General features: G+C 60.8%; 10 protein-coding genes. 4 read left to right on the forward strand and 6 right to left on the reverse strand.

Annotated features, from left to right (window positions below; all coding sequences use genetic code 11):
- The first annotated feature begins 4 nt into the window (after positions 1-4).
- From KGA81_RS22410 to lpxC, 4 genes are all read left to right on the forward strand, one after another.
- Positions 5-874 carry a cell division protein FtsQ/DivIB gene (locus KGA81_RS22410; RefSeq protein WP_223548554.1) on the forward strand — a complete coding sequence of 290 codons (870 nt, stop codon included), beginning with the start codon at positions 5-7 and terminating at the stop codon, positions 872-874.
- A gap of 15 nt (positions 875-889) precedes the next feature.
- The gene (gene ftsA, locus KGA81_RS22415; protein WP_007989901.1) at positions 890-2,149 is read left to right on the forward strand and encodes a cell division protein FtsA; all 1,260 of its coding nucleotides are present in this window, start codon (positions 890-892) and stop codon (positions 2,147-2,149) included.
- A 73-nt stretch (positions 2,150-2,222) separates the two neighbouring features.
- Positions 2,223-3,416 carry a cell division protein FtsZ gene (gene ftsZ / locus KGA81_RS22420; protein ID WP_223548556.1) on the forward strand — a complete coding sequence of 398 codons (1,194 nt, stop codon included), beginning with the start codon at positions 2,223-2,225 and terminating at the stop codon, positions 3,414-3,416.
- Positions 3,417-3,528: 112 nt separating this feature from the next.
- Positions 3,529-4,440 carry a UDP-3-O-acyl-N-acetylglucosamine deacetylase gene (lpxC, locus tag KGA81_RS22425; RefSeq protein ID WP_007939852.1) on the forward strand — a complete coding sequence of 304 codons (912 nt, stop codon included), beginning with the start codon at positions 3,529-3,531 and terminating at the stop codon, positions 4,438-4,440.
- A gap of 147 nt (positions 4,441-4,587) precedes the next feature.
- On the opposite strand, the gene KGA81_RS22430 is transcribed toward lpxC, so the two are convergent.
- The 6 genes from KGA81_RS22430 to KGA81_RS22455 form a co-directional block, all read right to left on the reverse strand.
- Positions 4,588-6,090, reverse strand: coding sequence for a sensor domain-containing diguanylate cyclase (locus tag KGA81_RS22430; RefSeq protein WP_223548558.1), 1,503 nt, complete (start codon positions 6,088-6,090; stop codon positions 4,588-4,590).
- A 242-nt stretch (positions 6,091-6,332) separates the two neighbouring features.
- Complete coding sequence (locus KGA81_RS22435; protein ID WP_223548560.1) at positions 6,333-6,557, reverse strand: hypothetical protein; 225 nt, start codon at positions 6,555-6,557, stop codon at positions 6,333-6,335.
- A 281-nt stretch (positions 6,558-6,838) separates the two neighbouring features.
- Positions 6,839-8,203 carry a heavy metal sensor histidine kinase gene (locus KGA81_RS22440; protein ID WP_223548563.1) on the reverse strand — a complete coding sequence of 455 codons (1,365 nt, stop codon included), beginning with the start codon at positions 8,201-8,203 and terminating at the stop codon, positions 6,839-6,841.
- Complete coding sequence (locus KGA81_RS22445) at positions 8,193-8,870, reverse strand: heavy metal response regulator transcription factor (RefSeq protein WP_223548565.1); 678 nt, start codon at positions 8,868-8,870, stop codon at positions 8,193-8,195. Before KGA81_RS22445 ends, KGA81_RS22440 begins: the two co-directional genes overlap by 11 nt.
- Before the next feature lie 9 nt (positions 8,871-8,879).
- Positions 8,880-11,981, reverse strand: a complete 3,102-nt coding sequence (locus tag KGA81_RS22450; protein WP_223548568.1) for a multidrug efflux RND transporter permease subunit — start codon at positions 11,979-11,981, stop codon at positions 8,880-8,882.
- On the reverse strand, positions 11,978-13,138 hold the full coding sequence (locus tag KGA81_RS22455) for an efflux RND transporter periplasmic adaptor subunit (RefSeq protein ID WP_223548569.1): 1,161 nt from the start codon (positions 13,136-13,138) through the stop codon (positions 11,978-11,980). The genes KGA81_RS22450 and KGA81_RS22455 overlap by 4 nt, the downstream gene beginning before the upstream one ends.
- Positions 13,139-13,167 lie beyond the last annotated feature (29 nt).

Genomic DNA, 13,167 nt, shown 5'->3' on the forward strand with positions numbered 1-13,167 from the left:
GGCCATGCAAGGCGCTCAGCTCAGACATCAGCCCCCCGCATCGCCCGGCCGCAAGCCGGTGCCGCGGGGTGCCAGCCGAATGGTGGCCAAAGAGCCGATGTCCGTGCGCCTGCCGAAAGCCAACTTCGGTTTACTCAAAGCGTTGTTCTGGCCGGTAGTGCTGGTGGCGTTGGGGTTCGGTACTTACGAAGGCGCGACACGGCTGTTGCCGTATGCCGACCGGCCGATCACCAGGATCAACGTGCAGGGCGACTTGAGTTACATCAGCCAGCAAGCGGTGCAGCAGCGGATCGCCCCGTACGTGGCGTCGAGCTTCTTCACCATCGACCTGGCGAGCATGCGCACCGAGCTGGAAACGATGCCATGGATTGCCCACGCCGAAGTGCGCAGGGTGTGGCCGGATCAAGTGGTGATCCGCCTGGAAGAACAACTGCCGGTGGCCCGTTGGGGCGACGAGTCGCTGTTGAACAACCAGGGCCAGGCCTTCACCCCGCGCGAGCTGGCGAACTACGAACACTTGCCTCAGCTGTTCGGCCCGCAGCGGGCTCAACAGCAAGTGATGCAGCAATACCAGGTGCTGAGCCAGATGCTCAGGCCGCTGGGCTTCTCGATAGCTCGCCTGGAACTGCGTGATCGCGGCAGCTGGTTCCTGACCACCGGCCCCGGCAGCGCGGGTCCCGGGATCGAACTGCTGCTGGGACGCGGCAACCAGGTGGAAAAGATGCGCCGTTTCATCGCCATCTATGACAAGACGCTCAAAGAACAGATTACGAACATTGCGCGCATCGATCTGCGCTACGCCAACGGCCTCGCTGTTGGCTGGCGGGAACCTGTAGCGCCCACGGCAGCCCAACCCGCTGTCGCGAAGAATTAAGAAGAGGCAGGACCCATGGCAAACGTGCAAAGCGGCAAAATGATCGTCGGTCTCGATATCGGCACCTCCAAGGTGGTGGCGCTGGTGGGCGAGGTCGCGGACGACGGCACGCTGGAAATCGTCGGGATCGGTACCCATCCGTCCCGTGGCCTGAAAAAAGGCGTGGTGGTGAACATCGAATCCACCGTGCAATCGATCCAGCGCGCCATTGAAGAAGCGCAGCTGATGGCGGGTTGCCGCATTCACTCGGCGTTCGTCGGCGTGGCCGGCAATCACATCCGCAGCCTGAACTCCCACGGCATCGTGGCGATTCGTGACCGCGAAGTCAGCTCGGCCGACCTTGAGCGTGTACTTGACGCTGCCCAGGCCGTGGCAATCCCGGCTGACCAGCGCGTGCTGCACACCCTGCCGCAGGATTACGTGATCGATAACCAGGAAGGCGTCCGCGAGCCACTGGGCATGTCCGGCGTGCGTCTGGAAGCCAAGGTCCACGTGGTCACCTGCGCCGTCAACGCCGCACAGAACATTGAAAAATGCGTGCGTCGCTGCGGCCTGGAAATCGACGACATCATTCTCGAGCAGCTGGCTTCCGCGTATTCGGTCCTGACCGATGACGAGAAAGAGCTGGGCGTGTGCCTGGTGGACATCGGCGGCGGCACCACCGACATCGCGATCTTCACCGAAGGTGCGATCCGTCACACCGCGGTCATCCCGATTGCCGGCGACCAGGTGACCAACGACATCGCCATGGCGTTGCGCACTCCGACCCAGTACGCCGAGGAAATCAAGATTCGCTACGCCTGCGCCCTGGCCAAACTGGCCGGTGCCGGTGAAACCATCAAGGTGCCAAGCGTTGGCGACCGTCCACCACGCGAGCTGTCCCGCCAGGCCCTGGCCGAAGTGGTCGAGCCGCGCTACGACGAACTGTTCACGCTGATCCAGGCTGAACTGCGCCGCAGCGGCTACGAAGACCTGATCCCGGCCGGCATCGTGCTGACCGGTGGTACATCGAAGATGGAAGGCGCTACCGAACTGGCCGAGGAAATCTTCCACATGCCGGTGCGCCTGGGCGTGCCTCACGGCGTGAAAGGTCTGGACGACGTAGTACGCAACCCGATCTATTCCACTGGCGTCGGCCTGTTGATGTACGGCCTGCAGAAGCAGTCCGACGGCATCTCGTTCTCGGGCATCGGCAGTCGCGACAGCTACAGCAACGAAGAGCCACAGGCTCCGCTGCTGGACCGCCTGAAGAAGTGGGTCCAGGGCAATTTCTGAAGATTTACCGAAACACCGTTACACCGAAGCACGCAGTAGGCGAAAAAACTAGAGAATGTAAAGGAGAGGGAAAATGTTCGAACTCGTAGACAACATCCCCGCAAGCCCGGTAATCAAAGTTATCGGTGTCGGCGGTGGCGGCGGCAACGCTGTCAACCACATGGTCAAGAGCAACATCGAAGGCGTCGAGTTCATCTGCGCCAACACCGATGCTCAAGCGCTGAAAAACATCGGCGCGCGGACCATCCTGCAACTGGGCACCGGTGTGACCAAGGGCCTGGGCGCTGGCGCCAACCCTGAAGTCGGCCGTCAAGCCGCTCTGGAAGACCGTGAGCGCATTGCCGAAGTGCTGGCCGGCACCAACATGGTGTTCATCACCACTGGCATGGGCGGTGGTACCGGTACCGGTGCTGCGCCGATCATCGCCGAAGTGGCCAAGGAAATGGGGATCCTCACCGTTGCGGTGGTAACCCGTCCTTTCCCGTTCGAAGGCCGCAAGCGTATGCAGATCGCCGACGAAGGCATCCGCATGCTCTCCGAAAGCGTCGACTCGTTGATCACCATTCCCAACGAGAAGCTGCTGACCATCCTCGGTAAAGACGCAAGCCTCTTGTCGGCTTTCGCCAAGGCCGACGATGTATTGGCCGGTGCCGTTCGCGGTATCTCCGACATCATCAAGCGTCCGGGCATGATCAACGTCGACTTCGCCGACGTGCGTACCGTAATGAGCGAAATGGGCATGGCGATGATGGGCACTGGCTGCGCCAGCGGTCCGAACCGTGCACGCGAAGCCACCGAAGCGGCCATTCGCAACCCGCTGCTGGAAGACGTGAACCTGCAAGGCGCTCGCGGCATCCTGGTGAACATCACCGCAGGTCCCGATCTGTCCCTGGGCGAATACTCCGACGTGGGTAGCATCATCGAGGCATTCGCTTCCGAGCACGCGATGGTCAAGGTCGGCACCGTTATCGATCCGGACATGCGCGACGAACTGCACGTGACCGTCGTTGCCACAGGTTTAGGCGCCAAAATCGAGAAGCCTGTGAAGGTCATCGACAACACCGTCCATACTTCGATGTCTGCACAGCCACAACAACAGGCCCCTGTTCGTCAGGAAGCTCCAGCGGTGAACTACCGTGACCTGGACCGTCCGACCGTCATGCGCAACCAGGCCCAGGCCGGTGCTGCGGCTGCCGCGAAGATGAATCCGCAAGATGACCTGGACTACCTGGACATCCCGGCCTTCCTGCGTCGTCAGGCCGATTGATGAAATGTATCAGGGGTATTAGGGTGATTGGTGTTCAGCAAAGGTCTGGTCTGCTATCATCGCCAGCCTTTGTTGATACCAGTTCGCAATTTGCGCTGAAGCGGCCCATGCCATGATTAAACAACGCACCCTGAAGAATATTATCCGTGCCACAGGTGTCGGCCTGCACTCCGGGGAGAAGGTCTACCTGACCCTCAAGCCAGCGCCTGTCGACACCGGCATTGTGTTTTGTCGCGCCGACCTCGATCCCGTGGTGCAGATTCCTGCCCGCGCGGAAAACGTTGGTGAAACCACTATGTCGACCACGCTCGTTAACGGTGACGTCAAAGTGGACACGGTAGAGCACCTGCTCTCGGCCATGGCAGGCCTGGGCATCGATAACGCCTACGTCGAGCTCTCCGCGTCCGAAGTCCCGATCATGGATGGTAGCGCTGGACCTTTCGTATTCCTGATTCAATCGGCTGGACTGGAAGAACAGGACGCCGCCAAGAAGTTCATCCGCATCCTGCGTGAAGTGACAGTGGAAGACGGCGACAAGCGCGCCACTTTCGTCCCTTTCGAAGGGTTCAAGGTGAGCTTCGAGATCGATTTCGATCACCCGGTTTTCCGTGACCGCACACAAAGTGCAAGCGTGGATTTTTCCAGCACTTCGTTCGTAAAAGAAGTCAGCCGCGCCCGCACCTTTGGTTTCATGAGTGACATCGAGTACCTGCGCAAGCACAACCTCGCACTCGGCGGCAGCGTTGAAAACGCTATTGTGGTCGACGCCGATGGCGTACTGAACGAAGACGGCCTTCGCTATGAAGACGAATTCGTGAAGCACAAGATTCTCGATGCAATTGGTGACCTCTACCTGCTGGGCAATAGCCTGATTGGTGAGTTCAAGGGCTTCAAGTCCGGCCACGCACTGAACAACCAGCTGCTGCGCAAGTTGATTGAGCAGACAGATGCCTGGGAAGTCGTGACGTTCGAAGACGCCAGCACCGCACCGATCTCTTACATGCGTCCGGTTGCGGCCGTGTAAGTAAAAACCTCTCTAGTTTTTAAAGGCTGCCTTCGGGTGGCCTTTTTTTATGTCCGAAGTTTGTAGTGTCTGGGGAGGCCTCATCGCGAGCAAGCTCGCTCCTGTAGGAGCGGGCCCGCGAAGAGGCCAGTCGATTCAGCCTGGATTTCAACTGGCACAAACAACCCGATTACGACCCCCTTCCTTGGCCTGATACAACGCCTTGTCGGCACTGAACAGCAATTGCTCCAGGTTGATATCGCTGGCTTCAGTCCACGTGGCAATACCGATACTCACGCTCATCGGCGGCTCACCGGCGTCCACCAGTGGCAGTTTTTGCACAGCCTCGCGGATATGCTCGGCGATCTGCTGCGCGCCTTCGCTGCCAGTTTCGGCCAGGACCACCGAAAACTCTTCACCACCATAGCGAGCCACCAGGTCTGCCGGGCGATGGACACTGGCGCGGATGACCTCGGCCAATGCCCGCAAGGCGTCGTCGCCGGCCTGATGCCCGTGCTGGTCATTGAAGGCCTTGAAGTGATCGGCATCGATCATCAGTAACGACAACGGCTTGCCGCTGCGCTGGGCACGAAACCACTCATGGCGCAGGGTCTGATCAAGGGATCGACGGTTGGCCACGCCGGTCAAGGCATCGGTGGCTGCCAATTGCGACAATTCCTGCTCGGCATATTGGCGCAGTCGCAGTTCGCGGCAGAGCAGCCAGGTCAGCCACAACAGACCGATGCACAAAACCCCCGTCGCACCGTTGATCACATAGGCCGTGCGGTTCCAGGTGGCGAACACTTCATCGATGGAAAGGGCCACGATGACGGTCAGCGGCAGATTGCCGACCCGGGAAAAGGTGTACAGGCGCCGCTGATGGTCGACACTCGACACGCTTTCGAAGGTCCCACTGCGCTCCTGCAGCATGCGTGCGACGTTGGGGCGGCTGGAGAAGTTTTTGCCGATGGCGTTTTGTTCCCTGTACGGCTTCTGCGCCAGGAGAGTCCCGTCATCGTTGATGATGCCTAGCGTACTGCCGGAGCCGATTTCGAGGCTGTTGAACAGCTGGTCGAAGTAGCTCATGCGCATCGACGCCACCGCGACCCCCAGAAATTCACCTGTGGGCGAGGAAATGCGTCGGCTGAAACTGATGCGCCATTCGTCGCTGTCATCGCAGTCGCAACGTGTCTTGAATGGTCGGCTGATGAACATGCCAGCGTCGCGATTGAAGACATGGGCCTGGAAGTAATCGCGGTCAGCGAAGTTGCCCGGTTTCGGTTCGATCAACGATGAGTCGGCCAACACGTCGCCGTGCTTGTCCAGCAGCAGGATGTCGCCCTTGTAGCGCGCTGTGGTGGAGCGGTCGAACAGCACCAGGTGACGGATCTGCGGCGAAACCTGTTTCAGGTCGTCCCGTTGGGCGGCGGCGATCAGGCCCTGCAAGGTCAAGTCATAGAGCTCGACCGTACGCAGGACATCGGCATCGATCAGTTGCGCAATGGTGGTCGCGCTGCGTGTGGCGGTCTGCTGGGCATTGGCGTGCTCGCGGATCAGCAGGTAAGTGACGATACACAGGATCGAGATGACAGTCAGGGTGCTGCCGAGGATCACCATGATCTCGGGTCGCCCGGGCGGGCCTTGAAAATGCGGGGTGTGGCTTGCGGTCATAGGGCTGGCGTCTGCTAGAGGGACGTTGTAAGCGTAGTTGCATAAACGTAGCAGCCGGGTGAATCGTTCCTGTTGCTCGAACGATTGATCGAAGGGGGGGCGTCAGTGACTTTCGTTGCAGAAATTGCAATGAAGGTCGTCACTATAAAAAAAAGCCGCTGACAGCAGCGGCTTTGAAGACAACTTTTCAAAGGGAAGAGCCGATGAAAAGTGTCGAGGGAAACTGGCGTGACAGGTACAGATCAGCTGTCTTTCTCGGCCCGTGGCTGCGCCTGGGTGCTGGAGGCTTGCGGGGCCTGGGCGTCTTGCACTGCCTTGGCCGTCATCTCGACCCGATGCTCTTCGAACGCCGCAGCGCGTGACGCGTTATGCGTGACGAAAGTCTGCGACTCTTCCGCCATCGCCAAGGGCGACAGGAACAAAGAGGACAAAATGAAAGCGCTGGCAATACCCATACTGTTGGACATCTTTAAAACCTTCTTGCTTGGCAAGTGCTGTTTGGTGCGGGCAAAGATAAGGATATGGGGCGAGGGGAAAAAGAGTGGATTCATGAAAGGACTGTTACAGCAAAAGCAAAGATCGATAGTAGGGAGCGCACATTCCCTGTGGCGAGGGGGCTTGCCCCCGTTCGGCGGCGAAGCCGTCGTAATTCCGGTATGCAAGGTGTATCAGATAAATCGTGGTTGCAGTTTTGGGGCCGCTGCGCGGCCCAACGGGGGCAAGCCCCCTCGCCACAAGGGCGTGCCCGTCAGACCGGGAGATGTATGCCGAAGGTATTCATCCCATGGTCACTGCGCACGAACACATCGCCGCCGTGCATCAACGCAATGGCCTTGACGATGGCCAGTCCCAATCCATGGTTTTGACCGCTGTTGCTGCGCGAGGCATCGACCCGGTAGAAGCGCTCGAACAGCCGTGGCAGGTGTTCACGGGCAATCGGCGAGCCGGGGTTGGCGACGCCGATGCTGACTTGATGCTCCCGTGCTTCAATGCGCACCTGAATCACCTGCCCGGGCGCGGTGTGTTGCACCGCATTGTTCAGCAGATTGATCAACGCCCGGCGCAGATGAGCGATCTCGATCCGCACTTGCGCGTCACCGCTGACCTCAACCCGGACCTGAGCGTCCTCGAGAATGAAATCCAGGTACTCCAGGGTCGTGGCCACTTCATCGGCCAGTGAGGTTGAGGTGAGTTTGGTCGCTTTGCTGCCCTGATCGGCGCTGGCGAGGAACAGCATGTCGTTGATGATCGAACGCAGTCGCTCAAGCTCTTCGAGGTTCGATTGCAGCACTTCGAAGTAATGCTCGGCGGAGCGTCCGCGGGTCAATGCGACCTGGGTCTGGCCGATCAGGTTGGTCAGTGGCGAGCGCAGTTCGTGGGCGACGTCGGCGTTGAACGATTCAAGGCGCGAGTACGCTTGTTCAACCCGTTCCAGGGTCGAGTTGAACGAACTGACGAATTGATCGAGCTCCGGCGGCAATGGCGACAGGCGCAAGCGCCCCGAGCGCAACGGCGGGGCCAGGCGCTGGGCTTCCTGGGACAGTTTGATCAGCGGCTTGAGGCCGATCCGCGCTACCCAGTAACCCAGTGCCGAGGCCAACAGCACGCCGACAATCGCCAGGCTGATCAGTGCGATCAGCAGTTGATGCTGGGTATGGAAAAACGTCTCGGTGTCGATGGCGATCATGAAACGCAGCGGTGGGCGCTGATCCTTGGCCGGGAATTCGCTGACCAGCACTTTCAGTGGATAGGGGTGATCCGGCAAATGCATGTCGCGGGTGCCCAGCGGCCCTTGGGCAAAGGCGCGGATCTGCGGGGTCAGGTTGCCGTATTCATAGTGTGGATCGCCGCTGATGATCCAGAAACGGATGCGTTTGTCTTCTTCGCTCAGCAGATTGAGCTTGTTGTTGATCTTCACCCAGTGCTCGGGCGTGCCGTAACGGCCGACCGTGGATTGGAGCACGCTGTAGCGCGCGTCCAGCTCTGCTTCGGGCAACAGGCCCAAGCCCTTGTCGACCTGCTGGTACAGCGCCCAGCCGATCAACAAAAACACCAACAGCGCCACCAGCGTAAACATGCCGCTCAGGCGCAGGGCGATGCTGTTACTGGACACTACGGCTCTCCAGCACATAACCCATGCCGCGAATGGTGTGCAGCAGTTTCTCTTCGAACGGCCCGTCGAGCTTGGCCCGCAGGCGTTTGATCGCGACTTCGACGACGTTTGCATCGCTGTCGAAATTGATGTCCCAGACCATTTCGGCGATGGCGGTTTTCGACAGGATTTCACCCTGGCGCCGGGCCAGCACGCTGAGCAGCGAGAACTCCTTGGCGGTCAGGTCCAGCCGTGTGCCACCTCGGGTAGCCTTGCGGCTGATCAAATCTATCCACAGGTCGGCGATGCTCACTTGCATCGGTTCATGGCCGCCGCTACGGCGGGTCAGCGCTTGCAGGCGCGCCACCAGTTCCAGGAAGGAAAACGGTTTGCCCAGATAGTCATCGGCGCCTTCACGCAGGCCCTTGATGCGATCTTCCACACGCTCGCGGGCGGTGAGCATGATCACCGGTGTTTGCTTGCGCGCACGCAGGGCGCGCAACACGCCGAAGCCGTCGAGGCCCGGCAGCATCACATCGAGGACGATCACTGCGTAGTCGCTCTCCAGCGCCAGGTGCAGGCCTTCCACACCATCGCGCGCCATGTCCACGGTGTAACCCTGTTCCGTCAGGCCGCGGTGCAGGTAATCCGCGGTTTTTTCCTCGTCTTCGATAATCAGAACGCGCATGACCCCGCCTCAGTCTGTGCTCGCCAGCTCTCGCACTGGCGAAGGTTTGGGCCTATGAAATAACCGCTCCAGCCACAAGTATATGACTGGCGTGGTGAACAGCGTCAGCGCCTGGCTCACCAGCAATCCGCCGACCACCGCGATCCCCAGGGGCTGGCGCAATTCGGCGCCGGTGCCGTAGCCGAGCATCAGCGGCAGGGCACCGAGCAGGGCGGCGAGGGTGGTCATGATGATCGGCCGGAAACGTATGATGCAGGCCTTGAAGATCGCTTCTTCAGGCGAGAGTCCGCCATTGCGCTGCGCTTCGAGGGCAAAGTCGATCATCAGAATGCCGTTTTTCTTGACGATACCGATCAGCAGCACCAGGCCGATCAAGGCCATGATCGAAAAGTCCTGGCCGCAGATCCACAGCATGATCACTGCGCCGAGGCCCGCCGAAGGCAACGTCGAAATGATCGTCAGCGGGTGCACGAAGCTCTCGTAGAGCACGCCGAGAATGATGTACACCGCCACCAGCGCTGCCAGGATCAGCCACGGCTGGCTGGCCAGCGAACTCTGGAACGCCTGGGCGGCGCCCTGGAAATTGCCGCTGATGGCGGTCGGCATGCCGATGTCGATCTTGGCCTGGTTGAGCATGATCACTGCATCGCCCAACGCCACGCCGGGCGCCAGGTTGAACGACAGGTTGGCCGCCGGGAACATGCCGTCATGGGCGATGGACAGCGGACCGATGGTTGGCGCATCAAACCTGGCCAGGGCCGACAGCGGCACCATTTCCCCGCTCAGGGGCGAGCGCAGGTAGAAGTAATTGAGGCTCTCGGCCTTGCCGCGCTGCCTGGTGTCCAGTTCCAGGATCACGTTGTACTGGTTGACCTGGGTCTGGAATTCATTGATCTGGCGCTGGCCGAACGCATCGTACAGCGCTTCGTCGACGTCGCTGGCGGTCAGGCCGAAACGGGCGGCGGCGCTACGGTCGATGCTGATATGGGTGATGCTGCCACCCAGTTGCAAGTCATTGGAAATGTCGCGGAAGGCCGGGTTGGCGCGCAGTTTTTCCGTCAGGCGCTGGGTCCAGGTGCTGAGTGTGCCGCCGTCGTTGCTCTTGAGTACGTATTGGTACTGGGCACGGCTCGGGCCGGAGCTGAGGTTGATGTCCTGGCCGGCGCGCAGGTACAGGACGATGCCCGGTACTTTCATCAGTAGCGGACGAATCCGGTCGATGAACTGGCTGGCCGAGACATCGCGGTCGCCACGTTTTTTCAGGGTGATCCAGAACCGACCATTGGCGATGGTCTGGTTGCTGCCCGAGACACCGACGGAATGTGAAAACGTTTCGACTGCGGGATCGGCAGCGACGATTTCGGCCATTGCCAGGTGTTTTTTCACCATGTCGCCATAGGAAATATCGGCAGCAGCCTCGGTGGTGCCGAAGACGAAACCGGTGTCCTGGATCGGGAAGAAACCCTTGGGAATGAAGATGTAACCGGCGACGGCCAGGCCCAGCGATAAAGCAAACACACCGATCATCGTTTTCTGGTGGGCGAGGGCATGGCGCAGGCCTTTTTCGTACCAGGCCAACAGGCGTTCACCGAAGCCCGGTTTGTCGTGGGCGTGATGCACCGGCGCGCGCATGAACAACGCGGCCAGCATCGGCGCCAGGGTCAGGGATACCACCACCGAAATCATGATGGTCGAGGTGGCAGTCAGGGCGAACTCCTTGAACAACCGCCCGACCACGCCGCCCATGAACAGCAGCGGAATGAACGCAGCCACCAGCGAGAAACTGATCGACACCACGGTGAAGCCGATCTCCCCGGCGCCCTTGATCGCCGCTTCGCGCATGCCTTCGCCGGCCTCCAGGTGCCGGTGAATGTTTTCCACCACCACGATCGCATCGTCGACCACAAAGCCCACGGCCACCACGATCGCCACCAGCGTCAGGTTGTTCAGGCTGAAGCCCATCACATACATCAGGGCAAAGCTGGCGATCAGCGAAACCCCCAGCACTGCCGAGACAATCAAGGTCGCGGACAACTGGCGCAGGAACAGCGCCATCACCGCCACCACCAGCATGATGGCAATCAGCAGGGTGATTTCCACTTCATGCAGCGAGGCTCGGATGGTCTGGGTGCGGTCGATCAGCGTCTTGACCTGCACTGAGGCAGGAAGCATCGCTTCCAGCGCCGGCAAGGCGGCCTGGATGCGGTCCACGGTTTCGACGATGTTGGCCCCCGGCTGGCGGAAGATCACCAGGTTCACCCCCGGTTGCGAGCCGGCCCAAGCCTGGATGTAGGCATCTTCCGAGCCGTTGACGACTTTGGCGACATCGCGCAGATGAACCGGTGCGCCGTCCTTGTAGGAAACAATCAGCTGGCTGTAGTCCTCCGGGTGGAACAACTGGTCGTTGGTGGACAGGGTCGAGATGCTCGACTCCCCGTACAGCGCACCTTTGGCCAGGTTGAGGCTGGTCTGCTGGATCGCCAGGCGGATGTCGGCGAGGGTCAGGCCGATGGCCGCGAGCTTGTCCGCCGAAACCTGAACGCGGATCGCCGGACGCTGCTGACCGGTGATGACGACCTGGCCTACACCGTCGACCTGACTGAGCTGACGGGACAACAGGGTTTCCGTCAGGTCGCTGAGCTGCGGGCCGGGCATCAGCGAGGAGTTGACGCTGAGGATCAGCACCGGGCTGTCCGCCGGGTTGACCTTGCGCCAGGTCGGCAGGTTGGGCATGTCCTTGGGCAGCTTGCCCGCGGCAGTGTTGATCGCCGCCTGCACTTCCTGGGCGGCGGTGTCGATGCTCTTGTCGAGGGTGAATTGCAAGGTCAGGATGGTCGAGCCCAGTGCACTGCTCGAGGTCATCTGGGTTACGCCGGGAATGGCGCTGAATTGCACTTCAAGGGGGGTGGCCACCGAGGAAGCCATGGTTTCCGGGTTGGCGCCGGGCAGTTGCGCGGCCACCTGGATGGTCGGGAACTCTGCCTCCGGCAACGGCGCTACCGGCAGGCGTGGAAACGCGATGACCCCCAGCAGCACCAGGGCGAATGTCAGCAGGACCGTGGCCACCGGGTGGTCGATGCACCCGGCTGAAATCGAACCATGGCCCTTCATTGCGCCGCCTCCGATCGCACCACTTGCGGCGGCTCGGCCAGCACTTGCACAGTAGCGCCGGGCTTGAGCCGCGACTGACCATCGCTGACCAGCACATCACCGGGCTTCACACCTTTGATAATGTCCTGGCCGCTGCTTTGATAGACCATCTGCACCTGCACGGCTTCGACCTTGTCGCCATTGACCCGGTACACGAAGTGCTGGTCAAGGCCGCGTTGTACGACTGTCGGCGGCACCACCAGCGCATTTTTCTCCAGGGCCGTCTGAATCTTTACCGTTACCAGCAGGCCCGGCCAGAGCTTCTGCCCTGGATTGTCGAACTCGGCCTTGGCGCGGATGGTGCCGGTGCTGGCGTTGATCTGGTTGTCGATCAGGGTCAGGTGACCTTCGCCGAGCAGGTTGCCGGTTTCGCCGTCGGTGTCGGCACCGATGTAGGCCTTGACCTGGGCGTGCTGTGGGTCGTTGATCAGGCCCTGCAAGGTCGGCAGCATTTGCTGCGGCAGGGAAAACTCCACGGCGATCGGGTCGATCTGGGTGACAGTGAACAGGCCCTTGGTGTCGGTCATGCGCAGGAAGTTGCCTTCGTCCACCGTACGAATACCGACACGACCGCTGACCGGTGAGCGGATTTGTGTGTAGGAAAGCTGTACCTCGGCGGAATCAATCGACGCCTGGTTGCCTTGGGCGGTGGCCTTGAGCTGGTTGACCAGGGCCTGTTGCTGGTCGTAAGTCTGCTTGGACACGCCGTCGTCGACGCTCAGCAGTTTGTAGCGCTTGAGGTTGACCAGCGCCACTTGCAGTTGCGCCTGGCCTTCACCCAGTTGCGCCCGGGCCTGGTCGAGGCTGGCGCGGATCGACCGGTCGTCGATGGTGGCAAGCAGGTCGCCTTTTTTCACCAGTTGGCCTTCCTTGACCAGGATTTTGGTGAGAATGCCGTCGATTTGCGGGCGGACCACGACGCTGTGCAGGGACAACACCGAACCGATGCCGCTGACGTAGCGCGGCACGTCTTTTTCGGCAACGGCGACCACTCGCACGGGGATGGCGGTGGGAGGGGCGAGTTTGGCTTTGGCCGGTTTGGCGGCATACCACAGGCCCAGCGCTGCCAGGACGATCAGAAGGGCGACGAGCAGGGCCGATTTTTTCTGGATTCGCATGCGAGTGAGGCGCCAGGGCTGGGTGGTCG

This window comes from Pseudomonas sp. A-B-19, from assembly GCF_019947515.1.
GTDB lineage: Bacteria > Pseudomonadota > Gammaproteobacteria > Pseudomonadales > Pseudomonadaceae > Aquipseudomonas.

What these genes read in the sequence shown, in the direction of transcription:
- KGA81_RS22450 (WP_223548568.1), bottom strand. Translation starts at nt 11,981, where the DNA reads ATGAAGGGCCATGGTTCGATTTCAGCCGGGTGCATCGACCACCCGGTG.
- KGA81_RS22435 (WP_223548560.1), bottom strand. Translation starts at nt 6,557, where the DNA reads ATGTCCAACAGTATGGGTATTGCCAGCGCTTTCATTTTGTCCTCTTTG.
- ftsA (WP_007989901.1), top strand. Translation starts at nt 890, where the DNA reads ATGGCAAACGTGCAAAGCGGCAAAATGATCGTCGGTCTCGATATCGGC.
- KGA81_RS22455 (WP_223548569.1), bottom strand. Translation starts at nt 13,138, where the DNA reads ATGCGAATCCAGAAAAAATCGGCCCTGCTCGTCGCCCTTCTGATCGTC.
- KGA81_RS22445 (WP_223548565.1), bottom strand. Translation starts at nt 8,870, where the DNA reads ATGCGCGTTCTGATTATCGAAGACGAGGAAAAAACCGCGGATTACCTG.
- ftsZ (WP_223548556.1), top strand. Translation starts at nt 2,223, where the DNA reads ATGTTCGAACTCGTAGACAACATCCCCGCAAGCCCGGTAATCAAAGTT.
- KGA81_RS22430 (WP_223548558.1), bottom strand. Translation starts at nt 6,090, where the DNA reads ATGACCGCAAGCCACACCCCGCATTTTCAAGGCCCGCCCGGGCGACCC.
- lpxC (WP_007939852.1), top strand. Translation starts at nt 3,529, where the DNA reads ATGATTAAACAACGCACCCTGAAGAATATTATCCGTGCCACAGGTGTC.
- KGA81_RS22410 (WP_223548554.1), top strand. Translation starts at nt 5, where the DNA reads ATGCAAGGCGCTCAGCTCAGACATCAGCCCCCCGCATCGCCCGGCCGC.